This window comes from Gallintestinimicrobium sp. (assembly GCF_046968865.1).
In the GTDB taxonomy this organism is placed as follows: Bacteria; Bacillota; Clostridia; order Lachnospirales; family Lachnospiraceae; genus Gallintestinimicrobium; species Gallintestinimicrobium propionicum.
In genome coordinates this window covers 116,275-140,475 of the sequence record NZ_JBKVPW010000007.1, presented here as the reverse complement: position 1 = coordinate 140,475, position 24,201 = coordinate 116,275, and the positions used below count along the sequence as shown (strand labels likewise).

The following is a 24,201-nucleotide window of genomic DNA, read 5'->3' as shown; positions in this document are numbered from 1 at the left end:
TCTCTGCCTGTTTTTATCAGAAGCATATACTTTCCCTATCATACTTAAATTTTATCACAGGCACACTTCTGTTGCAAGATTCGCTCTGCCTCATTTTATGTTTAGATTTTATATTTTTAACCCGACGGTTCCCGTATTTCTTTCCTGATATCAATTTCTAATTTTCCCACTTATCCAGCCTCTGCACCATCACGATCCCCGACCGGAACTGAAGCTCGATCTTATTCTGATTAATAACCTTAACCGTCTGGATCAGCCTCCACACCAGATCATTATCAAATTCCCTGCTCAGTACCCCTGCTTTCCTTATATAATCGTCCACCTCTCCAGCTCTCTGATCATAGGCTTCTGCCAGACGTTGTTCCTTCCTGGACTGTTCTTTTCTCTTTCTCAACTCCTTCAGATGCGCCGTAACTCTCCGGTATTCCCGATCAAAATCTTCCTCTCCGCAGTTTCCTTTGGCACTTTCCTCAATCAGCGACATCAGATGCTTCTCCAGTTCCTGAATCTCTGTATTGTATTCTGTCGGTTTTGCTTTGTTTCCATAGCTTCCGATAATCCGGATCACGTTTTCACGGAATGCCTGCACAAATTCGCCCTGATCCTCTACCACCTTGCCAATTGCCATCATGATGGCTTCATGAAGGATTTCCTCTTTTAATGTCGGGGAATTTTTACACCGCTCGGAACCATGTTTCAACCGGTTATCACATCTCCACACAGCGCTTTTCTTTCCATATTTAGACCACACCTGCCTCCGGTAGGGCTGTCCGCATTCTGCGCAGATCATCAGACCCGACAGCGCATACTTGCCGCTGTACTTACTCTTCTCCTCTCCCCTCTTTTTCTTGATGGCTGCCCGGTAAATATTTCCTCGTCTGGCTTTCTCCTCCTGTACCCGGTAAAATAATTCTTTTGGTATGATGGCTTCATGGTCATCCTCTATATAATACTGTGGAACAATCCCCTTATTGACTACCTTCTTCTTCGTCAGAAAATCTACGGTATAGGTCTTCTGCAGGAGGGCATCCCCCATGTATTTCTCATTGGTCAGCATCTTATCAATCACGGTTGCCTGCCATACGGTATTGCCGGTCACTGTCCTGATCCCCTCTGATTCCAGGATTCTTTTAATCCTATAGCTGCTGTTCCCCTCCAGAAAAAGCCTGTATATTCTCCGCACCAGTTCCGCCTCTTCCGGTACTACCACCAGATTTCCGTCCTTATCCTTCGTATATCCAAGGAACTTATTGTGGTTGACAATAACCTGTCCTACTTCAAACCGTCTCACAATTCCCCAGTGACAGTTTTCGCTGATATTCCGGCTTTCCTCCTGTGCCTGGCTGCTCAGGATCGTAATCAGCAGTTCCCCGCTTCCCTCCAGAGTGTTAATCCCCTCTTTTTCAAAAAATACAGCAATGTTCTTTTCTTTTAGCTTCCGGATATTTGTCAGGGAGTCTACGGTATTTCTGGCAAAACGGCTGATGGATTTTGTAATGACCATGTCAATCTTTCCTGCCATGCAGTCATCGATCATGGACTGGAAATCCGCTCTTTTTCTGGTACTTGTCGCGCTCTTTCCGTCATCTGCATAAATCCCTGCCAGTTTCCAGTTCGGATTGCTTTTGATTTTCTCTGTATAATATTGTACCTGAGCTTCATAACTGGATTCCTGCTGTTCCATCAGGGTGCTGACACGGCAGTAGGCTGCCACCCGAAGGGTTCGCATTTGCGGCCGGATGCTCCGGTCATACGCCGGTTTTGCCGGTATGATCGATATGTTCTTTTTTATACTTGCCTCCATCACTGCTTCCCGCCTCCATCTTCTTTTATCTGGATTACGACTCCATTCTTCATATGTACATCCATGGTTCCATTCTTAAAAACCATGATTTTCTCCACTGTCTTTTGAAAGCATTTTTCATTAAAATATTCCTGTTTTCCACCTCTGCACAGGATTTCTTCCATCTTCCTTCCATAATAAGCGCGGCTTTCTATCTCTGCAGATTGATACTGTTCCATTGCCCTCTCGTAAAGCAATGTTTTGATCTCTTCTGCCGAAAACTCTTCAATCTGCAGAAGTTCTTCAATCTGTCTTGTCAGCTTCCTGTATTTGGGTGTTTCCACTGCTGCGCTCTCTTTCTGAACCTCCTGTGCCAGTTCCGGATGCTCCACCACCAGATTCATGGCTGTTAGTGCTGCATTTTTTATCTGCTCCTCTGACAGAATCCGGTTTCCGCAGGATACCTTCCTCCCATTCTGATACTTGGAACATTTCCAGCACCATTTATCTTCTCCGGGCTTTTGCCGCTTCTTCGCATATTTTCGATATTCTAATCCACACGTTCCGCAAAAGATCTTTCCATTCAAAATACCCTTGCCTGCATGACTGTTTGGATGATACCTGCGTCCCAGCTGGCTGGTTCTATTTTCCCGTCTCTCCTGTACCTGCAGAAACAACTCCTTTGAAATAATTGGCGGATAATATTCATCCCCGCAATATCTTGGGTTCTTCAGCAAATTTCCGATAGAGGCATGACTCCATGAAGGATGTCCGTTTGCATTCAGCACTCCCAACTCTGTCATCCACTTTGCAATTCCATAAGTGGTAGATCCTTCCAAATAATCCCGAAAAATACGTCGTACCAACTCTGCCTCTTCCGGGACAACCTCTGCCCTGCCATTTTGAATTCGATATCCGATTGGAAAACGCTTTTGCCGTTTAATTCCTGCCATCTTCCAATCCCCCTTCCTCCAATGACTCTTCCAGCTCCAATCCATTTTTCAGGCAGAACCGGATTTTCTGCCCCGGATATACCGTTGCATGGTCAATGATCATCAAAAATGCTTCTTCTTCATAATTTTCCATTCTGGTTGGGCGGCTCCGAAATACAGTCAGCAGATATTCTGTTTGCATGATCTCCTGTTCAAAGAACTGATCCGCCTCTAAAAGCTGCCGCCTATGGATTAGCGTTTCCAATTCTGAATCCAGCTGGTTCCGCCTTTCTATAAAAACAGCAGAGCCAATATTGCCGTCCACCAGGACCTGCCGCAACATGTAGCTCTGCTTTCTCAATTCCTCTATTTGATAATTTAACTTCCGAATCTCCCTTTCCTGCTTTGGATCTCTTGGGACTGCTTTAAGCCCAGCCAGTAAAGGCATCAATATTTCCTCATAATTTCCTGCCATCCGGTTCCACATCTTGGTAAACAAACGTTCAATATTTTCTTCTCGGATTGCCTTTTGACCACAGGCTTTCCTATCCTGAATATGTTTATGGCAGCACCACTGGACTTTTTCATAAGATTTTCCTATGTATAGTTTTTGCCTGCGGAATATGCTGCCGCACACCCCACACCGAATCCGGCTGCTAAATGCATAACGGTTCTGATATGCCTCTGAGTCCTTGACACACTGCTGTTCCTTTCGATATGTACAGAGCTTACGAACTGCTTCCGCTTCTTCTCTGCTGATAATAGGTTCATGGTTATCCCTGATCAGATATTGAGGAAGTTCTCCATGGTTCCGTTTCGTTCTAAATGGTATACCTTCTGTAGTACAAGTCTTCTGTAAAAGCAGATCCCCTTCGTAAACCGGATTTTTAAGAATTTCTTTGACGGTTCCCTCCTGCCATCCATTTGACTTCCGGCTAGTAGGGATTCCCTCCTTCTGTAAGCTCTGAGCAATTGTATAGGAACCCATTCCCCCCAGATATGCTTCAAAAATCCTCCGTACTACTGCCGCTTCCTTCGGTTCAATGATCAGATTTCCATCTGGATCTTTACAATATCCATACGCAGGATCACTGATAATAAAGGTACCATTTTGAAATCTCCGTACCACAGACCATCTGACATTTGCAGAAATATTCTCTGATTCCCCTTGCGCAATGGAACTTAAGATAGTAAGAAGCTGTTCACTTTTTTCAGAAATGGTATCAACCCGTTCCTTTTCAAAATATATTCCTATTCCAAGAGCCTTTAATTCACGAATCGCCTGAATACTGTCTACCGTATTTCTTGCAAATCGTGTGACTGATTTTGTGATAATATAATCATGCTGTCCCCGCCGGCAGTCCTGCATCATCTTCTGAAATTCATCCCGACCATTCAACTTTGTTCCGCTCCTGTCCTCATCCGCATAGATACCTGAAAAAATCCAGTTGTTTCGCTCTCCAATGAGCCGACTGTAGTATGCCACTTGAGCTTCCAGCGAATGCTTCTGATCTTCAGAATCTGTGCTGATCCTGCAATATGCACAAACTCGTTTTTCCTGTGTTTGTTCAAGGGGCTGTGTGGTACGGACCGGATCAATCCGTGTGACTTTCTTTTCCTTTTTTACCATCGCTTTCCTTTTCCTCCATCTTCAGATATACCCTCTTTAAAATTACCTCTCCTATTAGCACCACACAATACCACAATTTCTGCTGGATATCTAGTGCTTTCAGCATATACTTTGGAAAGTTCCGGTTTAAATGTTAGACGGTTTAAAGCATCAATTTTTTCATATTCCTCCGGCAATAAAAAACCATTTTTCAACATCAGGTCCAATAGCTTCACAGCCAGCTTATAACTTAATTCCCTGCTCTCTTTTTTCTCCAAACTAAACCCCTCCTAATTTTTTCTCAATGCTGGGTGGAGGAATCATCTGCTTTTGCTGCTTCCATATACCGTCAAAATATTATCTTAACCAGATCTCCATCCCGTATTCCGCCCATGTCACTGCCTGATCCTCTTCCCCAAAGTATTGGTCTGCCGCTTTTTTATCTACCTCCAGCACCTTTGTCGCTTTCTCTCCTGCCGATAACAATGCTGTCAGATGCTGCTCTATCTCCCGACGCATTTCCTCATCCTTACAAGAACTGATTTTTCCACTTGCTGCACGCAGCACCATTCTATCCCTCATATCCGTCACAGACATCCACTCCATCTCTGTCCCATACTTTCTGAACAATGCCGCCAGATTTTCCGGCTCCAGAGACACTACTTTTTCCAGGGTTTTTCTTGCTTTCGCATCAAAAAGATAGGCGTACCCAATACTGCCTGATTCTAAAATTTCATGGATTTTCTTTTCTTCCCCTTTGTTCATCCCTTTTGTGCCTCCCGTCACTTTCTATTACATATGCAGAAACTGCTCATATTCCACCTGTTCCCTGCCAAACTCCTCTTCAATCCCACTATCATCAAACAGCCCTAAGCTGACCGCCATTGCATATTCCACATCTTTCATCCTACCAGCTTCCAAATGCCCTATGTATTCGCCCAACCTGCTTTTATCCAGCACCCGGATCTGTTCCAGCAGCACCATTGACGTTCTTCCAATTCCAGCTTCCCCTGCATACACCGTCACATGGATCGGAAGATTATGTTTCCCCGTCTTGGCCGTCATCGGTGCAATAATGACCGTACTACTAAAATAATTTCCTTTATCATTTTGTAAGATCATCACAGGCCGTACCCCGCCCTGTTCGCTTCCAACTGTCGGCTGCAGATCTGCCCAGTAAACATCACCCCTCTTGATCATCCTTTCTCCTTCCTGCACAGCCTTTGAAACGGCGGCGGCTAAAACCGCCGCCATTATCTATATCAACTGCCGTGCCTGTTCTTCATCAACAGTTTCCTCAATATCCCTATTTGACACTACATCCCGGGATCGGACGCTCTGCGCCCTTGGGCGGCAGTCATAAACCAGCCATGGCTTCTGGCTGTCATGGGTTTTATGCCCCTCCGAGGTTCTCCCCGAGCCGCCCTCATTGCGTGTTCCCGCACCCGCGTGCAGGGCTGTGACTGGACGGAAGTATCATAATAGGCTGTTCAGGTCATTGCAAACAGCCCGCCACAGGCTGACCGGGGATGGATTGTTTCCGCTCTGCATCTTTGATGTCATCTTGTTTAACAGGCATCTTTCCTGCCTGCAGATGGTCGCCGCGCCTCCTCCGCCATGCTTTCCCTTCCGGGCTGAACAGCTAACGTATTTATGCTGCCGGTTATGGACTTGTCAATGTTCGCTCTCCCGCCGCATGTCCTGCTTACACGCCGGAAAATATCTGGAGTTTTTTCCTCCTACTTATATCCACGTTGGGAAAGCCTTCTGACAACCCTAAAATGACAAATTCTGTAAAATTTTTCTCAGTTTCTGCAAAATCCTCCCCCTCTGCTTATTTATGGCATTCTGTGAAACACAAAGCTCCCCTGCCAGCTCCCTCTCACTGCGTCCGCAAAAAAACAGCTGGATAATCAGGTATTGTTCCCGTTTTTCCAGCTGTCTGATCGCTCTGTGCAATTTTTCATATTGAAGTCTGCTACATATTTCCGCCTCAATATCCTGTTCCCCTCTGTCCGGGAACAGCCCCGCTTCCATCATCCTGTCAAGGGAATCCTCCCTTCCGGGCAGAATGCTTACTCTTCCTGTTTTTCGGTCAAGTACCGCCTGTTCTGCTTTCAGATCGTATTCCTGATACTGTATCTTCCTTTCTGTTTCCTTCAAAACTGAAATGATTTCTTCACTGGCCTCCGGATACATCTTCCGAAAATCCGGCAGCCTGCCTGCTTTCGCCATAGAGTTCCTCCATGTCTTTAAAACAGAACAGGCACGCCAAATAATTTTCATTCGTATATTTCCTCCATTATTTTATGGATTCTAAATTGATACACGGTCCTCCTCATTCCGTCTCTTCTTCCAATAAAAACCCTTCACTTATTAGCCGTTAAAGAAAGGAAAGTGCCAAAAATACAAATAATTTTGTTTACATTATTTCTAATATTCTCTTTTTGATCTCACCACTGCCGGATAATAATAGCTTTTTACACAAGAGAACCACTTATGTCAAAATTACAACTTCTATTTATCAGAACTGTACACTGCTGAACGTACCATAAAAAAACCAGGCAAGAAACCTTTAAAACAAGATTTCTTACCTGGTTTACATTTTTGTCAGAATAAAGCTATCTTTAAATCATCCTAAATAGTAGCTTTATAATACCAGACGCACCTAGGAATATAATCTCTGAGGTATACATAATAATCGCCTAAGTGCTTACCGCCTTTCGTTACACTTACCTGAACCAAACTATCTCCTGCATAAATTTTAAAAGATTTTTGACCATCATCTCCGGAACCTGAATCTCCAGGGCGATAGTTGTAAGGTGTTATATAATATGGTGTCGAATCGGTAACGATATCATGATACAGCGTATCATTACTGAGCACTGTATATAATGTTGAGAAAAGAATATCTTCTTTTTCTGAAAGAGTCGGAAAATATAAATTTTTCAACAAAACATCCGTTCCCGGAACAAATATATCCACCGCATTATAGATAAGCTGCTTTAACGTAACATCTTCGCCATTGCGCTCCATATCTGCGTATTTCATTAAATATGAAAGTACGGAACCTACCGTGCCAAAAAAACTTGACGCAAACTCTGCAAGTTTACCTCCTCCATTCAGTGCCTTAATCCTCTCAGCAGTATATTTTTCATAATGTTCTACTTTTAAAGTATATTTTTCCTCTGGACTCTGAGTTGGAAAAGGGAAAATAAAGCGACCTTTATCATCTCCAAAATTCTCATAGCAGTACTGATATTCATCCTTACGCCTAATTTCCTGAAGATCAAATTTGATGGAATTAACCGTATCCTTCGCCTTTTCTTCTTCTTTAAGCCGATAATTGATACATTCTAGTGCGATCTCAATATTACGATCTTTTTCGCTAAGAACAGCATTATCCATTTTAAAGAGAGAAGTCGATTCAGGTTCTGGAACTTCTTCCGGATCAAATGGCGCCATTTTTCTATAATTTTTGGATACGATCAAATTATCTATTTCAATAGTACTTCCATTGACCGTGTACTTTACTGTAGAAATTTGATCAAACATCCAATTAGACGGAAGTAAATATCCTAAATTTCCGCTATAACCAGTTGACATATCCGACACAAAGCTGCTTATAGCATAGCCTTTATCGCTTACCTGTATACATACATTTCTTGGTCCATAAACACCAACTTTGTAATTTTTAGGATTACGTCCTGTATCAGAAAACAATTTAAAAACAGCTTCAAAATAAGGAAGAATGCTATTTTTAATATCTGTTTCCAGCGCATCAAAATCGACGCAAAAATAAATGGTAGTCCTTGAAGGAAATCCTAATTTCTGGGCATTTGAAATTGCAGTAGCAGCATCTGTGCGTCCTTTAGCAGATGTAAAATAGCCACTATGGTTACCTTCTGTCTGGTAAATCGGAAAAATATCCATTCCGGTTTCTGTAATAATTTCAATTTCTTCGCGCTTTAAACGTTTCCAAAGACCGCCACCGATATATCTGCCAATAACTTTACGTCCATCTGCTGCTAATGCGCTGGCAATTTCTTTTGTTAATGGATGTGCACGATCACATCCTGTTCCCTTTCTATTAGGATTTCCTGAACTGGTCAAAAGGGAAGCCCACGTGTCTTTCCCGGCAATTCCATCAGCAATAAGTCCTACAAATTCCTGAAATTCTTTAACAGCTCTTTCAGCACCAGCTCCAAAAACACCGTCAAGTTGATTTGGATTAAATTTATTACAACAAAGGGCATATTGTAAAATGAGAACAACTGATTTAGATGCAGCCCCACCACGCTTAATAGTAGGACATTTTGACATCGTCCCGCTGCCAAAAACACCATCTACTGTTTCTCCAATTTCATGCTGCAGCGCTCGTATAAGTCCCTTATTTGTAAATTTTCCATAAATCCCATTACATGGAATAAGGTCCATGTAATTACTGTAAGAACGATTTAATGCCTGCTGAATCGTTCGGATTTGATGATCACCTTTTTCTTCATCAAGTCGAAAATTCTCGGTATTAAGAATCGCTTTTAAAAGTTTAGGTGTGATATTTCCTGTAGTAGATATAAAACCTGCATCTGTTTCAAATTCCCTTACTTTTTCAATCATACCACTACCATAAATCCCGTCGAATCCTTTGGGATTATAGCCCTTGCAATATAAACCGCCCTGTGCGATATACACTTTATTACGATTCGTCTGCACACTGGTGTCCAACGATGGCGAAATCGTTCCAATGGCAGCTAAAGACCCCGATCCAAGAACACCATCAACCTTTACACCAGCTTCAATCTGAAGCCCTCTGATCAACGCTTTAATCGTTGAATTTCCAGTGAGACCATCCTCTGTGACAGCCGGGAAATCCGGGTGATTCCCATAGGTCAAATTTAACCATTTTTGCACTTCTAAAACTTTCAAATCCATTTTTATTTCTCCTTCTTATTTATTTTAGCTGCGCAGCTATAAATAAATAAGAACTTATGTAAAAAATTGTAAACATAAAAAATAATTAAAAAGGGGCTGTAAAATAAGTCCCTAATATAAGAAACGCCAATTCCGGCAAATGTCGGTTTTGGCGTTTCTTTGTATTAACTTTTCTATTTCTAAGCAAGTCTGCATCTTTGGGTATAAAAAATGGTGCATTTAATAAAGCTCGGCTAATCACGCCCGCTTAAGTTTTATGCAACTTTCGTCTGTCGTTGCTTTTTGTTGTGATATTTATAAAGATTGAATCCACATGAAATCAGTGTAAGCTCGAGAATTACATTTTTCTCGCCTCTTCGCAATAATCTTTTATACGCTTTATCCCACTTTAATACACCAAAAGTTCCCTCCGATTGAATACTTCGGTTCATTCTCAAGAGAGCACCATGTATGGATTCAAGATTTTGCAGCACTTCCTGATGGATAGCAGTTAATTCCTGATTCATTCGGATCGTTCGGTTTTTGTGTGCTCTCGGACAACATTCTTGTTTATGCTGACACCTTTCACAAGATTCACATTCGTATAATTCTTCCGTTCTTCCATATTTATTATATTTCACATGCTGTGTTCTCTTGAAGAGGAATTTTCGACCGTTTGGGCATAAGAGATTTCCATCTGCATCTTTTGCAAAGTTTACAGCACGATACGGATTCTCATGATACTTTTTGTCCGTCGTTTCTTTTTTGTACATGGTAAATTTCATGTATTTTTCCATGCCGTGTTCTTCACAATAAAGATAATTATTGTAAGAACCGTATCCGGCATCAGCAACCGGATATTTCGGATAGTGACCATATGTGCGATTGAATTTTTCCATCAAAGGCACAAAGCATTCCATATCGGATGCATATGGTTTTACGTCGATTACAGCTATGTATTCATCACAGATGGCTGCCTGTAGGTTGTATGCCGGAAGTAGCTGATCGTTTCCCATGTAATCACGCTTTAAACGCATGAAAGTTGCATCATGATCTGTTTTGGAATAACTGTTTCTTTCTTCTCCACAGGTCTCGATATGATATGCATAGGATTTCAAACGTTCCAGATATTCATGCAATTCTTCGTATTGTTTTTGTTGAATGCTTTTTCTATGACCACGTCCGGAAACGAAAGAAGTTTCATCCAGTCCAGTTGTTTCTTTGTACATCGTAAGTAATTCAGAGACATAGTCAACCGCGTACGCTTCACGCTTTTCAAATTTTATTCCGAGATATCCAAGTACTTCCAGATTCATAGCATCAATCAAGAGTGAAATCTTGTCAAAGACTTTCTGCCGGTTTTTCACACACGATTTTTTCCATACCCAGGTATATCGATTGGCATTTGCCTCAATTTTTGTCCCGTCAATGTATGTATGCTGCAGATCCACGTGATCTTTGGCAAAAATATATGAATTAATGTCTTCAAATATCTGCTCGATAGAATCGGTTAGTTCGTTTCGGATTAAGTTTCCAAATGTAGCAAAAGAAGGTGTTTTCATGCCATCAAGAAGATACATGTAACGAATGTCATTACGGCAGAGCTTTTCTATTTCTCGTAAGGAGCAGATGCCGTTTTCCATAAAGGCAAAAAGTATTACTTTAATGAGTTTTTGAGCATCACATCTTGGGCGACCTGTTTTATAGCCTTTCTCTACAAAATATCTGGATAGGTCAATGTGATCCATAACCTCACAAAAAGTGTATACCGGATCGGAAATATCGATCAATTTTTCGATTTCTAATGGTAATTTCAGCTGACGCATAGTATAATTACCATTGGTATTGTTATTTAGTAGCATAATTAATTATACCAAAAAATCGCTCAGACCTCACGGTCTGGGCGATTTTTCTGTCAGGGGAGTTTTTTTACAGCCCCTTAAAAAATTTTCCCATTAGGGTTAATCAACCAATATATGTTATTTCTCCAGATTGAATATCCTGACATTTAAGCTGACTATTCGAATCCAAATAATAAATATGATCATTTAATATATCAAAATGTTCATAATCTTCAGATTTAGAGAAAAGAATTTCAAAATCTTCTGTTTGAAAAGAAATCCTACCAACATAAGCCTTTTCATCCTTTTCATAAAATCCATATAAGTAATCATCATCAAATGTGATAAAATCAAAATGTTCTTCATTCCGATTCCACAGAATCTTTTCTCGTTTACCATCAAGTGACATAAGATGAATCCTATCATGTTGATGCTCATCAAAAAATACAAGTCCCCAATTAGTCGCTATGCATTTATCATAACATTTTCCATATTCAATAATTTCTCCTCTTCTTTCGGAAAAATTAAACCGATAGGCTCTCATAAATCGTATATCTGTATTGCCAGACATTGAAGCATGGACAGAAAAGAAATTTGTACCATTCCAATATTTCCGACTAAAACAGGTATCAATGAGGTCTACACTAAAAGATAAATCCCAATAAGGGTCGTTTTTTACACTTTCTGGATAGGAAATCTTATATCGGTATCTGCTGTTATATTCCTGATAATTCGTAGTTTCATCAAACGGTACCAATTCCAGTATTTCTCCATTTTCGTCCAAAAGAGCCTCCTGCACACACCCTGATTCCGCAAAAAAATAGATATGATTTTCGCCATTCCATTGTTCAAATGTAATTTTATATATTGCCTCCTCACTGTCACAGAGCGTCGAAATTTCATGTGTATTCAAATTAAGTCGCTTTACTAGATTATCACAGCTGTAATACAAATCTCCATTAAATTCATCTCCCATTCCGATACATCCAACATCAATCAATTCCCACCCTTTCGTATCATCTTTTTGAGCATAGAGTCCATCCGGAGTAGCAGCATATGTTGTTTCATTAAAATGTTTTACATAAGAATTAAAGGGATTATTGATAATATATTCATATTCAGGCGCCTCAAAAATATCATCTGGCAAAATGATATCTTCTTCTGCATTATCTACAGATACTGTAGATTCAACTGCATTTGGCATCGAACAACTAGTTAATAATCCTGCGATCAGTATAAAAAAAAATGTCAACCATTCATTTTTCATATTTTTTATCATCCCTTTCACTTCGCTCATGGCACAAATAAGTTCTGAAAATGTCGTGCCCACCCTTCTTTATTTTATAATTCTTGTATATAATAGTAATATATCACCAAACGCAAAATCCTGAAATACTCTTTTCTTTTTTTCCCATCATATCTGATCTCATAACTTTTTATAAATCTCAAGAAATATTCCTTAAACTTCCATATCACATGTTTCAATATTTACCTTTTTCTACTTCCTCACGAATTTTTTTATATATTTTTCCCTTTCTATAATTCAAAGTTGATCTTGAAATATTTAATTCCTCTGCTATTCTTTTTTCACTCAATCCTTCCCAGAATATCTTTTGCAACACAATCTTTTTCCATATATCTAAACGATGTATTGCCACATATAATTTTTCTAAATCAATCTCCTTTTCAATAATACTCCATACTGTATCATCTGTCGAAATCTCTATTCCTTTTTCCCAAAGAGACTCTAGCGAAATTTCTCTAACTAATTTATTTTTTCCTCCTTTTTGCTTTATTCCTCCCCATTTTAAATCAAACATGAAATATTTCTCTTTTCTTTTTCCATAATAATATTCTCTATACACTTTATAATCCACTTCCATTAATTCACCATTAATTCTAATATAAAACTTCTTCATTATATCCCCCCTATATGTCTACAAATATTTAAAGTTATAGTAAGGATTTTTTCTTATCATCTGTCGTTATATTTTCTGACGATTTTGTATCTTTCTCTCTAAAATAATAAAAAATCATTTCTGTCCAGTTCTTAGTCTTTCAAAAATGATTTTCTATTTTGTAGTACTGACGAAATCACTATCAACAAAAGTGTCTCCATATAAACATTTAACACTTGTTGTTCGCAAAATTCAAATAGCACTACCCCAATTCCAATATTAAGCATTAAATATAATCTCAATCTCTTTTTACAGTATATTTCCAAATCACTATTCTCATTTTCCTTAATATTTCCAATAAAAATCAAACCAAGCAAAAAAAAAGAATTACATAATTGTAGCCCTCTCGGCATAATAATAATCCTTGACAAATATATAATTATCAGAAAAGTCGTACAGGAAAATGGTAAACATACACTAAATTTTCTGAAATGGAATCCTCCAGCATAGGAACGTATGGGGAAAAATATTATAAAAAAAATACACAGTTCTATCAACGAACATGTCAATGCTGCTATAATAGTACAGCATAATACCCATAAAAATATTTCAATAAGAATCTGAAATCCATATTCATATATGGGCCTGTCCTCTTCTTGAACAAGCCCTTTTTTGATTAGATAGTCTGTTAAAAAAGCAAATACTCTTTTCATATTTTAGAATTTTCTAAATTTTTTTGCTTTTTCTGGAGCATCAATTTCGTGATAAACAGCAACGCACTTCCTATTTATCCCAATCTTCACACCCTTTTCTGCAACCGTCTTTAAAGTTTTTGCAAAAAGATTCTTTTTCATTTTTGTACCTCCTAATAAATTCAAGATACCTATAAAATAGCATTTTTTATCCAAATATTTCTCCATCTGTCAAAAAAACCCCATTTACTGTCAAAAATGCCTACACATAGTCTATACAAGTCATAAATGCAACTGCCCTAAATATATTTCCTCTAATTTCCACCACCAATTCTCCATCATATTTTTCAACTGTTTTTCGTATAGATTTCAAACCATATCCATGATGTTCTTTATTTTCCTTTATTGAAATAATATTTCCATGTATATTTTTCTTGATAATACCATCAAAAGAATTTTCCACAACTATAACCAAGCCATTTTTTCTTAATCCAATAGAAACATTTATCCATCTATCCGTAACTTTTTCACTAGCTTCTATTGCATTATCTAACATATTTCCTAATACAACACACAAATCTTCATCTAAAATAGGTAGTTTCTGCATTGCAAATCCATCTATTTTAACCACTATATTTTTCTGAATTGCTTTCGCATACTTAAACCGAAGGATTGTATCGATAATATCATTACCTATCTTTTCTAGTTCTGCTTTATCTACCATATTCCCATGTTCTAATATCCCATCAATCATACGAATTGCATCTTGTACATTTTGCTTTTCCATACTACTTCTAATACCTAATAACTTATTTTTTAAATCATGCTGTTCTCTTTGAAATAAAGCCGTTGAATTCATTTGATCTTGTGTACAGTTTCTCAATAATTTTAATTGCTGCTCATATATCATATTTTCCTTTTCTAATTTCAAGCTATAAATTGATTTCTTATATATTTCAAAAATTGACACATTCATCAACAATAATAATGTATAAAAACTAATAATCCAGATTTGATTCTTGCCATTATATAATTCATAAAATATAAAAGCCATACAAATACTTTCTATTGATATTAGAAATAAAATTACCCATAATTTTCTATCTATCCCTTCCGCCTCTTTATGTAATTTTTTTAAAATCACATAAAATAGTAAAACCAACAATAATACCTTTGATAATATCGTACCAATCAGCATTTCTCTATCTTCTTCAAAATTATATATATTTAAAATAAAATATACAAAAAACTCCGACAATATCCAGATTGATATAAACAAGGAAGTAAATAATAATTTCCTTTGAAACGTCCCCTTATATCCTATAATAATAATTCCCAAAATAACAAAAAAACTTATTATTCCTTTTTGAATAGAAACATTTCCCTTTTCTGTCTCCATAACTATTTGTATTAAAATAAAGAGTCCCCAGATTATTCTCGTAAAAATCTTTTTTGACTCTTTCTTTTCAAATGAATTATTTACAAATTTATTTACTATCCAAACGGAACAAAGTGGCATAAGTAAATTAGAAATACTATCAATTATCCCGTTCACTTATATCCTCCCCTAAACATTTAACATATTGCTTTCTAACATTATCTTTTCTATCATCACTAATTGGTAATACTAATTCATTAATCAATCTAGCCTTTTTCCCACTAATTGCTCTAATGTATGATAAATTTACCAAATATGACTTATGTATCCTCAAAAACAAAGAGGGACTATTGCTTAGTTTAATTTCCACATTATCCAATTTTCCATTAAATATTTCCATTTTGTTATCTTTCAAATGTATATTGATTTTTCTTCCACTGCTTTCAAAATATACAATATCCTTAATCGGAATTCTTATCCAATAATTTTTATATTTACAATCAAAAAAATACTGTTTTCGATCAAGTCTATTTAATGCTCGTTTTAAAGTCAACATAAATTTCTCATTACTAATTGGCTTTCTAATAAATTCAAATGCCTCAACTTCAAAAACAGATTCAATATATTCAATATACTCTGATATATACACAATAATCGAATCCAACTCCATTTTACGTATATATTTTCCTACAGCTAAACCATCTAATCCTCCCATTTGAATATCTAGATAGATAATATCATACATTTTTCCTTGAGAAATTGCTTCCGCAAGCTTTTCTCCACTATAATATACATCTATCTCCATTTCTACGCCATGTTTTTCATACGTACTTTCTATCAATTCTTCTATTTGAAATGTTGCGCCTTCATCATTATCACAAATTGCCACTAAAATCAATGTTCTATCCCCTTTTTCATATGTCAAAATTCATTACATACTAATCTGCATCTTTCTGATCCGGAGGGATATATTCTAACAGATCATTAATTTCACAGTTTAAAGCATAACATAACCTTGCCAGCACATCAATGTCTAATCGACTAATTGAATATTACGGTACGGCAGAGCCGCCAGTCCGGTGTGGCGAGAGCCACCTGTCCGGACTAACGGAGCCACTCCATTTTGTTTATTAAGTTTACTTTGCCATTGCTGGATCCAGTCCATATATTTCTCTCATAGAGAGGTCTTTAGACGGGTCAACACTTTCAATATCGATCTTATAGGAATCATACGATATACGATCCATGATAGCATCGGCAAGAGTACTTTCACCATCACAGATTTGCTGGTACCATTCACTTTCACGGAACTGAGAACAAAAGATCGTTGAAGATTTTTTACGTCTTTTATGTATCAGTTCAAAAAGATTTCTGGCTTCAGCTTCTGTCAGTTTAAGAAGCAGCCACTCATCAATGATCAATACTATTGGCTTGGTATATTTCTTCAGGACAGTTGCGAAAGTCCCATTGTCCCTGGCAGTCTGTAAGTCCAATAATAGATCGGGAAGTCGTACATACCGTACTGAGTAATAGCGCTTGCATGCTTCCATACCAAAAGCACAGGCCATATAAGTTTTACCACTCCCAGTTGCTCCAGTAATAAAGATGTTCCGGTATTCTGTAATGTATTCACAGGTTGCCAGACGGTTGATCAGTGCTTTGTTCAGCTTTCGTCCAGAATGGTAATCGATCGCTGCGATGCTGGCATCTGGCTGTTCAAACTCAGCCTGACGGATCAGTCTTTTCAGACGATTGTTTTTACGGTTGCTGTATTCGACATCAATAAGCATGCCGAACCGATCTTCGAATGGAACTTCCTTCATTGCAGGATCATCTATCTGGATGCGGAATGCATCTGCCATAGCAGTCAGACGCATTTCAATAAGTTTATCGATTGTACTTTGATTTGTCATGCTTGTTTACCTCCATAGTATCTGGCTCCTCTGGTTATGCCGTGTGGTTTTACTGCCTGAGATGATTCTGATCCGGTATCAGGTTCATCCTTTGTTGCGGCCAATAGATTTTTGATACTTTTATAGCTGGGTTTACCGGAATAAGAGAGCGCCGTGGCGCAGACCTGTTCCAGTTTTTCTGGCGAATGTTTTTCTGCCAGTTTCAATAATCCCATGCAGCTTCTGTAGGATTGCTGTTCAATCCTGCCGGAGGTAAGTATTGCATCGACAACCTTACTTGTGTTAATTCCAATCGAATCAGCCCACTTACGGAACCGTTCACCGTTCCATTCCAGATATTTCTGGTGTTCCGGTGGCATATGTTCTGTCACTGTAGAATACTGACCGCTTCTTCCATAGAGCCGTCTGTGAGAGGCAATACGATTGTGATTATAAAATATTTCAACCGTTGTATCTGTTATACGCACATCAACCTTATTTTTGATATACTGATAAGGCACGGAGTAGAACATTCTGTCTACTGCGATGTGATAGTTAAACTGGACGGTGGCTTGTTTCCACTCAGCCAGTTCAAAAGGTGTAGCAGGCAACGGCGCCAGTAATGGCATTTCTTCCCCAAGAAATAAACTGAGTCTGCTACATTCCTTTTTCTGGAATTTACGGGCATTGTAGGCATCCAGTTTTTCACGGATTGAAGCATTCAATTCTGCAAGAGAGAAAAACTGCTCATTGCGAAGGGCTGCTGTTATCCATGTGGATATCTTTCCTACTGATCCCTCTACATTCGGTTTATCCTTAGGTTTCCGGACTCTGGCCGGAAGGATGGCAAGATTATAATGTTCTGCCATCTCATGATAAGTTGTGTTTAAGGCAGTGTTGTACCAGTCACTCTTTTTATGATTCACTGCGGTTGTACAGTTATCAGAAACGAGCATAGGTGTGACACCGCCAAAGAAATCAAACATCTGGACATGAGCTTTGATCCAGTTGTCGGTTTTCTCATTCATATATGCTTTTACAAAAGCATACTGACTGTAAGTTAATACACCTACAAATATCCATGCATCCGTGATTTCCCCGGTGTCCGGATCAATGATGTGAGCAGGATCACCGGCCCAGTCAACTTCAATCTGTTCACCTGGTTTTCTGGGGATATGCATGGTAGCCCTGCGTTTTTCTTCATCCTTCTGGATATAGTAGCAGAACTGAGAATACATTAGAGGCTCTTCGCTGCTCATGCGGCACTCCTCGCAGTATTCTACCCAGAGAAGCTTTTTGTTTACGCCGTTCCGCAGAAGTTCTTTGCGGATGTAGTCAAAGTTTGGCATGCGTTTATTCGTTGCCGACTTATCCTTAGGAAACATCAGCTCCTCTAGTGCGCTGTCGGTCATGTCGAAATCCAGCGGCCATGAAAGATTGATTTCCGCTGCCTTTTTCAAAACCTTAGCGACTGTGTTTCTGGATACACCGCAACTCTGTGCGATGTTCCTCTCACTGAATCCTAAGCTTTTCAAGCGTAGGATTTCACGATACTTGGTCATAACTTACGACCTCCTTTATCTGTATTCACACCAAAGGTGTGTATTTACAGTATAAAGGAAATATATGTAATAGAGCCCAATAAGGCGGCTCTGAATTACCGGAATATATGGCGCTCATTCTCCGGAATGGTGGCTCTCAAAGTCCGGACAGGTGGCTCAGAGATCCCCGGAATAATCAGACTAATTGTGTTATTGCAGTATCCATTTATTTGTGTCCTCTGCATTTCAGCTCTGTGACATAACTTATTTTTGCTTAACCCTGACTTTTCTAATAAATCAGCTAAATGAATCTCAATTCTTCCATATTGTGCCATATTCATTACCATGCCCCTTTATATAGTATTAGGTTTTCATGGTTAGTTTATAATCTCTTTCTCATTTATATCAGATGTGATATATCTACTCAGACTTCTTGCACCCCGTTATTTTGTAAATTGCACAATACAAATTATTCTTTCCCTCAATATGGATTAAGATATCTAATCAAGTTTACCTCAAAAATCTTGTCACTCCCCCAAGACTTTTTTTCAAGCGCTTTAGCTCTTTTTACCGTCTATATCTTTTTGTAATTCAGATATTATTTTTCTAAAAAATCTAGGCACTTTTACCCCCATTCTGCTTGCATTTTCTAATATAGAAATCGCTTCTCCTAATATAAACCATACCGTTATCAACAAACAAAAGCTACCTTTTATAGTAGATTTAATGCCAATATATTCCATCATTGTATCCATTAAAATATCCACCATTGTTGCCACCACTATTGTCAATATGTATCCTGCTTTTTTAAATATTCCTAATACCATACGTTTACTAGATATGCCATACTTCTTTTCTCCTGGATGTTCTAAGGCTTCTCTTTTTGCTGCCAATATTCCTGATACTTGATCTATGACCATCATTAACAGTAAAATAGATATACTCTGTGGAATTTCTCCCATTTTTCCCATAAACAGTGCCCATATTCCTAAAATTACTATTCTTAATTTTGAGATTTTTAATTCCATAAATTCCCTTCTATTATTCAAACAATTTTTCTTTAAGTTTCTTTTTATATTTTCTGCGTATACAATTTATATATTGTCTCGATATCTTATATATATCCGCAATTTCCACATCTGTCATTTCTTCTATAAACATTTTATGTACTATATCATACTCTTTTTTAGAATTTAAATTTAATATTTGATGCACACTCTCCACACAAATAATGTATGAATATTGATTTTCAGATGACTCAAGAAAATCCCAAAATAATTCTCCTACATTTTTCACTTCATTATCTCTATGTATCTTTTGTTTCCTATATAATTCATGAAATTTATTCTTTATTGATGTATGCAAATACTTTAAACATTCCCCATCGCTATTTACGTATTGGATTTTATTAACAGCTTCCCATAAAGCCAATATATATTCTTCCCTAATATCTTCTTTATCACCATCATAAATTGCACGTACATATTTCGTAATAATCGGATTTAGTTTATCTATAATTTTTTCAAATTCCTCCTTTTCTCCTTCTTTAATGCTCTTGATAGTTTTAGCTAACTCATCTTTCATATTGCATTCCTCCTTTCTTATCAAAAAGAGAAATGCATCTTTTTTGTAAACCTTATATTAAATAATTATAGCTTTATCAAATACTTATTCTAATATCAAATACTCTTTTAAAATTGCACATTTAAACACTATTTATATTTATAAAAACCAACAAAAACTTTTTTTGAAAATTTCTAGATTATTTTATTATTTTAGAATTTCTACGAATTGTTCTTCATTAGCATCAATATTTGAATATATTATAATAGGAGGTTACCAACTCAATGATAACCCCCCCCTAAAATCAAATCTGAAAAAAGAATGCAAATTTTTAAATTTATATTATTAATTATCCAACATCTGCTGAAAAACTATTTATCTGATTATTTTTAGGTTCCACACCTGTTAAATAATCATCTACAACCCATCCCCAAATCTCCACTCCATTTATATCAGGAGCAGTTACGTGTGTCCATGAATATCCATCTGCCTCTTTTCCGAAAACACTCCATCCACTAATACGAGTTCCATTTTTGAGTTTTCCAACTATTTTTGCAGATAGAGAAGCATCCTCTCGAACGTTTAAATTTCCGCCATCCGTTTTAACCCATAAAGTCATATATTCTCTTTTATGTATGATAGAGTTTGAACTTGAAGCAGCAAACACAGGAATACTACTTGAAATACCTAATACAAAAACTCCCATAGCAAACAAGTATGCAAATTTCTTTTTTATAATATTCATAGAGACCTCCTTCTTAGGCATCCTTTTTTCAGATAGTTTTTATATTACAAATTACTTACTAATTTGGCTATTCCGTTTTCTGTATCAATAGAATAAATTTTTTGCATTGTATTATCATAATACAAAATTTTATTATCTAAAACACTAATACACAAACGTGCTGGAAATACAACATTCTCAAAATTGTAGATATGTTTAGATGTACCATCCGAATTTATGCAAACAAGCTCTTCTACATTATTTTGCTTTGTAAGAAGCACATAATAACAATTATCTGAATAATTTACTAGCACAAAATCAGCTTCTATTTTACTAATTTTTTCAATATCCCCACTTAATCCATCTAATAAATATAGATACTTATTATGACTAAACACAATCCCTTCTTCAGTCAGCAATTCAATATTATCAACTCTATTAATATATTGATACGAACATTCAAAAGGATTAAATCGGTAAACTTCATGATAATCATTATTATCAACATAATATATTTGTTTATAATCAGCTGAAATTCGATATTCTCCTTCTGTAAACTCATTGCTTATCATACTTTCAAATATCGTATATTCCTGAGACACTCTATTATTTTCATCTATTTCAAATACAATTCCATTTGAAAGATCATTTCCAGAATAAACTATTAACAAATTTGAATATATAGCAATATTATCAAAAGATAATATACTACTCGTACATAGCACCTCTTTTTTCAATGACTCAACATCAATCCGTTCCATTAATATTTTATTATTTTCAAAATCAGCTGACAAAAAATATAAATAATTATCAAAAATTGGTCCTAAAATACAAGTTCCCTCACAACACAATTTCCAAATATCCGCATTATTGTCTTTATAATAGATTCCTAATTTATCATCTATTGGTCCACATAAGAAAAAACCGTCTGTAGTTTCTCTTACCAAAAAATTATTTTTATTGTTAAAAATTTGAGTTTTTGTCATATCATCATCCATACATTCTGTATAAGCTGGATTATATATTTCGCTTTCTATGTGGGAAATATCATCTACTTCAACATCAGGAAAAAATGTACATCCTGATATTAGTGAAATAATAATTGAATTAAGTAGTAAAACATTTACTTTCATTTTTTCCTCCTATCAAAATCTAGTATTACTAACCTTCTCCTATTTTTGTTTAAAATTTCGTTGTTTCCTTCCCTAAGACTATTATGTATTTTACTCTTTAATTGACCAGTTTCTTCTTTCCTGTCAAAACTATTGCATTTCGTGACATTTTTCCCTTCTGCCCCTATTACTTTCTTCCCCTGTTTCCTTCCTGTCGGTTCATCCTGCCCCTATCCCCGGTTCACTGTCAGGGCACACTTCTCCCCAGGTGTGCCCTTTTAAATTACAAAATGGTATAGCGGTTTGAAGTAAACCCCCCATTTTCCCTGTGACGGATTTCCCTCTTCAAATATCCCTTTTCCTCCAGATCCTTCAACGCCCTCTTTACCGTGCTGCGCGACAGTCCTAAGTCGCGTGCAATAGTTCCGATGGCGGGCCAACAGGTTCCTTTCCTGCCTGTCCGGTCTTTCAGATACATATATACCGTCACACACCGGTGCGGTATCTCCGCCTGATATATTTCTTGAAAATATCCCACTGCATTCTCCTTTCAGTCTGTCCGTAACGGGGATTTTCGCCTCTCTTCCCAAAACGAATCTTCCTCACACTCTTCATCTACATCTTCTTCCTCCTCATCTTCCCAAAAACCATTCCGAAGCATTATTTCCTCTTCCAGCTCAAACCTGTCTGCATAAAACACTGGACGGGCTGCTTTTTCCGGCATCTCATATGGCTCTTCAAAGTGAATCCCCCACTTTAAAAATAACGGTAGCTGCGTCCTCATCGGGCAGCATCCCGTTTTTGCCAGAATGAAGTTCCCTTTGGGCAGCGTCTTTAATTCATCCGGGGACATCAGGGGACGTCCCATCATCTGAAGGCTCTGACTCGGGTCATGCTTCCCTCTCGAAACAGACCCGCCCAGGACTGTCCTGTTCCCCAGCGCTTTGGAGAGGATTTCCGCGCTTTCCGAATTAGGGGCAAAGCCACCGAACAGGATATCCTGACAGTTGTCTATGATAATGCTGGAGCCTTCTTTTCCATAATTTTTTTCCAGCTGGGCGAAGCTCTGGATGATCGGTACCATACTGATCCGACGGGAACGTCCTGCGGAAAACATCATTTCCATCGATTCGACTTTCGGGATCGTTCCAATCTCGTCCGCAAACAGCATGACCCTGTTCGGGAGTTTTCCCCCGTGCTCATCCGCTATCATCAGCATTTCTCTGTAAAGCTGCTGTAAAAACAGGGATACCATAAAATATTTCGTATTATCCTCTTCCGGCAGCACAAGGAAAATCGCAGACTTTTTGGTGCAGAAGCTTTCCGTATCCATCGTACTGTCAAAACAGAGTATCTGCTCCATCTCACTGTCCAGGAATGCATTCAGACGGCTCATTGCCGTAGAAAGGACAGACGCCATCGCCTGATCGCCGCTATTTAGGGCTGCTCCCGCAAACCATTTCGCTTTGTGGTTCTCCGGCAGCTTGTCCATCAATATCTGGAACAGGCTGCGGTTTTTTACCGGTGACGGAGCCATCATATCCTGAATCAGCTTAAACACAGAAACGATATGTCTTTTCGGCGGTGGACAATATTCCGCAACAAGCAGGATTACAGAAGTCAAAAGCCCTTCTGCAGCATCATAGAAATATGCATTCTGGCCATAGTTTCCTGCAGATGAGCCATCTGAACAGATAATCGTTCTCGCAGTGATCTTGGCATATTTTTCCGCTTTTGCTTTCGCCTGCAGATTCTCCGGTTCCTCCAGATAAATATCCATATATTTATTAATCAGCGTCAGGATATTATTTCCTTCAGAGCGGGTCGGATTTCTCAAATCCAGTATCGAAGTCTGATATCCATAATACTTCTCTGCAATCCCCGCATAGTTCCGGAACAGATCGCCTTTTGTATCAGTTGTCAAAAAGCTCATGCCGGATGCACAGGCATACTCGATATTGGGATACAGAAAATGGGCCGTCTTTCCGACGCCCGCAGCCCCGATCATCAGGCAATGGATATCCCCGCTGTCTATCAATGCGTCAATTTTCCCTCCGGTCCTCCGCCACCCTACAACCAATCCCTGAGCTTTTGGCAGATTTTCCCCCCGCCTCCACTTTTCCGGTTCATAAGCCACTCTCACATACGTTTCCCGAATTTCCTTTTCTGTTGCAAAACGGGCTGTCCCATACTGTCCGTCGCCCACCGTCTTTGATTTAATCCCATTCAGGCTATATTGATTTGATAAAAACATCAAACCTCCAAGAAGCGCCATCATCCCTATCCCTGCGACAATAAAAAGAATAATCTGATAATTTCCCATAC

The 24,201-nt window shown here is 38.1% G+C and carries 24 protein-coding genes; all 24 read right to left on the bottom strand.

The features are described 5' to 3' along the window. Positions 1-157: 157 nt before the first annotated feature. Positions 158-1,804 carry a recombinase family protein gene (locus tag ACLTOQ_RS08235; protein ID WP_412319223.1) on the bottom strand — a complete coding sequence of 549 codons (1,647 nt, stop codon included), beginning with the start codon at positions 1,802-1,804 and terminating at the stop codon, positions 158-160. After that, a complete protein-coding gene (locus ACLTOQ_RS08230; protein ID WP_412319222.1) occupies positions 1,804-2,736 on the bottom strand; it encodes a recombinase family protein in 933 nt (310 codons plus the stop codon). The genes ACLTOQ_RS08235 and ACLTOQ_RS08230 overlap by 1 nt, the downstream gene beginning before the upstream one ends. Further along, a complete protein-coding gene (locus ACLTOQ_RS08225; protein ID WP_412319221.1) occupies positions 2,723-4,345 on the bottom strand; it encodes a recombinase family protein in 1,623 nt (540 codons plus the stop codon). Before ACLTOQ_RS08225 ends, ACLTOQ_RS08230 begins: the two co-directional genes overlap by 14 nt. After that, entirely contained in the window at positions 4,339-4,602 is a 264-nt protein-coding gene (locus tag ACLTOQ_RS08220; RefSeq protein WP_288259730.1) for an SHOCT domain-containing protein, read from the bottom strand. Before ACLTOQ_RS08220 ends, ACLTOQ_RS08225 begins: the two co-directional genes overlap by 7 nt. A gap of 79 nt (positions 4,603-4,681) precedes the next feature. Then, positions 4,682-5,089, bottom strand: a complete 408-nt coding sequence (locus ACLTOQ_RS08215) for a hypothetical protein (RefSeq protein WP_262587214.1) — start codon at positions 5,087-5,089, stop codon at positions 4,682-4,684. 27 nt (positions 5,090-5,116) lie between these two features. Then, positions 5,117-5,524: a type II toxin-antitoxin system PemK/MazF family toxin gene (locus tag ACLTOQ_RS08210; RefSeq protein ID WP_262587212.1), complete on the bottom strand. Its 408-nt coding sequence runs from the start codon at positions 5,522-5,524 to the stop codon at positions 5,117-5,119. Positions 5,525-6,100: 576 nt separating this feature from the next. After that, positions 6,101-6,610 (bottom strand): sigma-70 family RNA polymerase sigma factor, encoded by a 510-nt coding sequence (locus tag ACLTOQ_RS08205; RefSeq protein ID WP_412319220.1) that lies wholly within the window; start codon positions 6,608-6,610, stop codon positions 6,101-6,103. A gap of 351 nt (positions 6,611-6,961) precedes the next feature. Then, positions 6,962-9,256 carry a glycoside hydrolase domain-containing protein gene (locus tag ACLTOQ_RS08200; RefSeq protein WP_308729172.1) on the bottom strand — a complete coding sequence of 765 codons (2,295 nt, stop codon included), beginning with the start codon at positions 9,254-9,256 and terminating at the stop codon, positions 6,962-6,964. A 254-nt stretch (positions 9,257-9,510) separates the two neighbouring features. Further along, complete coding sequence (locus ACLTOQ_RS08195) at positions 9,511-11,061, bottom strand: transposase (protein WP_412319219.1); 1,551 nt, start codon at positions 11,059-11,061, stop codon at positions 9,511-9,513. A 139-nt stretch (positions 11,062-11,200) separates the two neighbouring features. Further along, the gene (locus ACLTOQ_RS08190; RefSeq protein ID WP_308729173.1) at positions 11,201-12,343 is read right to left on the bottom strand and encodes a hypothetical protein; all 1,143 of its coding nucleotides are present in this window, start codon (positions 12,341-12,343) and stop codon (positions 11,201-11,203) included. Positions 12,344-12,557: 214 nt separating this feature from the next. After that, on the bottom strand, positions 12,558-12,995 hold the full coding sequence (locus tag ACLTOQ_RS08185; RefSeq protein ID WP_412319218.1) for an RNA polymerase sigma factor: 438 nt from the start codon (positions 12,993-12,995) through the stop codon (positions 12,558-12,560). 131 nt (positions 12,996-13,126) lie between these two features. Continuing rightward, positions 13,127-13,687, bottom strand: a complete 561-nt coding sequence (locus ACLTOQ_RS08180) for an accessory gene regulator B family protein (protein WP_021915586.1) — start codon at positions 13,685-13,687, stop codon at positions 13,127-13,129. A gap of 3 nt (positions 13,688-13,690) precedes the next feature. Continuing rightward, positions 13,691-13,828: a hypothetical protein gene (locus tag ACLTOQ_RS08175; RefSeq protein WP_262586077.1), complete on the bottom strand. Its 138-nt coding sequence runs from the start codon at positions 13,826-13,828 to the stop codon at positions 13,691-13,693. Positions 13,829-13,928: 100 nt separating this feature from the next. Beyond that, the gene (locus ACLTOQ_RS08170; RefSeq protein WP_262586079.1) at positions 13,929-15,221 is read right to left on the bottom strand and encodes a sensor histidine kinase; all 1,293 of its coding nucleotides are present in this window, start codon (positions 15,219-15,221) and stop codon (positions 13,929-13,931) included. Next, positions 15,205-15,933: a LytTR family DNA-binding domain-containing protein gene (locus tag ACLTOQ_RS08165; RefSeq protein ID WP_337597797.1), complete on the bottom strand. Its 729-nt coding sequence runs from the start codon at positions 15,931-15,933 to the stop codon at positions 15,205-15,207. Before ACLTOQ_RS08165 ends, ACLTOQ_RS08170 begins: the two co-directional genes overlap by 17 nt. Positions 15,934-15,982: 49 nt before the next feature. Then, positions 15,983-16,075 carry a helix-turn-helix domain-containing protein gene (locus ACLTOQ_RS08160; protein WP_412319233.1) on the bottom strand — a complete coding sequence of 31 codons (93 nt, stop codon included), beginning with the start codon at positions 16,073-16,075 and terminating at the stop codon, positions 15,983-15,985. A 105-nt stretch (positions 16,076-16,180) separates the two neighbouring features. Next, entirely contained in the window at positions 16,181-16,957 is a 777-nt protein-coding gene (gene istB / locus ACLTOQ_RS08155; RefSeq protein WP_178637156.1) for an IS21-like element helper ATPase IstB, read from the bottom strand. Next, the gene (gene istA, locus ACLTOQ_RS08150) at positions 16,954-18,498 is read right to left on the bottom strand and encodes an IS21 family transposase (protein WP_195523345.1); all 1,545 of its coding nucleotides are present in this window, start codon (positions 18,496-18,498) and stop codon (positions 16,954-16,956) included. Before istA ends, istB begins: the two co-directional genes overlap by 4 nt. Before the next feature lie 536 nt (positions 18,499-19,034). Further along, positions 19,035-19,505, bottom strand: coding sequence for a phage holin family protein (locus ACLTOQ_RS08145; protein ID WP_021914494.1), 471 nt, complete (start codon positions 19,503-19,505; stop codon positions 19,035-19,037). A 13-nt stretch (positions 19,506-19,518) separates the two neighbouring features. Beyond that, entirely contained in the window at positions 19,519-20,061 is a 543-nt protein-coding gene (locus tag ACLTOQ_RS08140) for a sigma-70 family RNA polymerase sigma factor (RefSeq protein ID WP_021914493.1), read from the bottom strand. A gap of 328 nt (positions 20,062-20,389) precedes the next feature. Next, positions 20,390-20,785, bottom strand: coding sequence for an SH3 domain-containing protein (locus ACLTOQ_RS08135; protein WP_262586083.1), 396 nt, complete (start codon positions 20,783-20,785; stop codon positions 20,390-20,392). Positions 20,786-20,829: 44 nt separating this feature from the next. Then, positions 20,830-21,897, bottom strand: a complete 1,068-nt coding sequence (locus ACLTOQ_RS08130; protein WP_262586085.1) for a hypothetical protein — start codon at positions 21,895-21,897, stop codon at positions 20,830-20,832. 262 nt (positions 21,898-22,159) lie between these two features. Beyond that, complete coding sequence (locus ACLTOQ_RS08125) at positions 22,160-22,414, bottom strand: helix-turn-helix domain-containing protein (RefSeq protein ID WP_262586087.1); 255 nt, start codon at positions 22,412-22,414, stop codon at positions 22,160-22,162. A gap of 12 nt (positions 22,415-22,426) precedes the next feature. After that, positions 22,427-24,199 carry a type IV secretory system conjugative DNA transfer family protein gene (locus ACLTOQ_RS08120; protein ID WP_412319217.1) on the bottom strand — a complete coding sequence of 591 codons (1,773 nt, stop codon included), beginning with the start codon at positions 24,197-24,199 and terminating at the stop codon, positions 22,427-22,429. Positions 24,200-24,201 lie beyond the last annotated feature (2 nt).

Coding starts and splice junctions, on each gene's coding strand:
- ACLTOQ_RS08200 (WP_308729172.1), bottom strand. CDS start 9,256: ATGGATTTGAAAGTTTTAGAAGTGCAAAAATGGTTAAATTTGACCTAT.
- ACLTOQ_RS08215 (WP_262587214.1), bottom strand. CDS start 5,089: ATGAACAAAGGGGAAGAAAAGAAAATCCATGAAATTTTAGAATCAGGC.
- ACLTOQ_RS08225 (WP_412319221.1), bottom strand. CDS start 4,345: ATGGTAAAAAAGGAAAAGAAAGTCACACGGATTGATCCGGTCCGTACC.
- ACLTOQ_RS08140 (WP_021914493.1), bottom strand. CDS start 20,061: ATGAAAGATGAGTTAGCTAAAACTATCAAGAGCATTAAAGAAGGAGAA.
- ACLTOQ_RS08185 (WP_412319218.1), bottom strand. CDS start 12,995: ATGAAGAAGTTTTATATTAGAATTAATGGTGAATTAATGGAAGTGGAT.
- istA (WP_195523345.1), bottom strand. CDS start 18,498: ATGACCAAGTATCGTGAAATCCTACGCTTGAAAAGCTTAGGATTCAGT.
- ACLTOQ_RS08195 (WP_412319219.1), bottom strand. CDS start 11,061: ATGCGTCAGCTGAAATTACCATTAGAAATCGAAAAATTGATCGATATT.
- istB (WP_178637156.1), bottom strand. CDS start 16,957: ATGACAAATCAAAGTACAATCGATAAACTTATTGAAATGCGTCTGACT.
- ACLTOQ_RS08180 (WP_021915586.1), bottom strand. CDS start 13,687: ATGAAAAGAGTATTTGCTTTTTTAACAGACTATCTAATCAAAAAAGGG.
- ACLTOQ_RS08205 (WP_412319220.1), bottom strand. CDS start 6,610: ATGAAAATTATTTGGCGTGCCTGTTCTGTTTTAAAGACATGGAGGAAC.
- ACLTOQ_RS08190 (WP_308729173.1), bottom strand. CDS start 12,343: ATGAAAAATGAATGGTTGACATTTTTTTTTATACTGATCGCAGGATTA.
- ACLTOQ_RS08130 (WP_262586085.1), bottom strand. CDS start 21,897: ATGAAAGTAAATGTTTTACTACTTAATTCAATTATTATTTCACTAATA.
- ACLTOQ_RS08135 (WP_262586083.1), bottom strand. CDS start 20,785: ATGAATATTATAAAAAAGAAATTTGCATACTTGTTTGCTATGGGAGTT.
- ACLTOQ_RS08210 (WP_262587212.1), bottom strand. CDS start 5,524: ATGATCAAGAGGGGTGATGTTTACTGGGCAGATCTGCAGCCGACAGTT.
- ACLTOQ_RS08175 (WP_262586077.1), bottom strand. CDS start 13,828: ATGAAAAAGAATCTTTTTGCAAAAACTTTAAAGACGGTTGCAGAAAAG.
- ACLTOQ_RS08235 (WP_412319223.1), bottom strand. CDS start 1,804: ATGGAGGCAAGTATAAAAAAGAACATATCGATCATACCGGCAAAACCG.
- ACLTOQ_RS08120 (WP_412319217.1), bottom strand. CDS start 24,199: ATGGGAAATTATCAGATTATTCTTTTTATTGTCGCAGGGATAGGGATG.
- ACLTOQ_RS08145 (WP_021914494.1), bottom strand. CDS start 19,505: ATGGAATTAAAAATCTCAAAATTAAGAATAGTAATTTTAGGAATATGG.
- ACLTOQ_RS08230 (WP_412319222.1), bottom strand. CDS start 2,736: ATGGCAGGAATTAAACGGCAAAAGCGTTTTCCAATCGGATATCGAATT.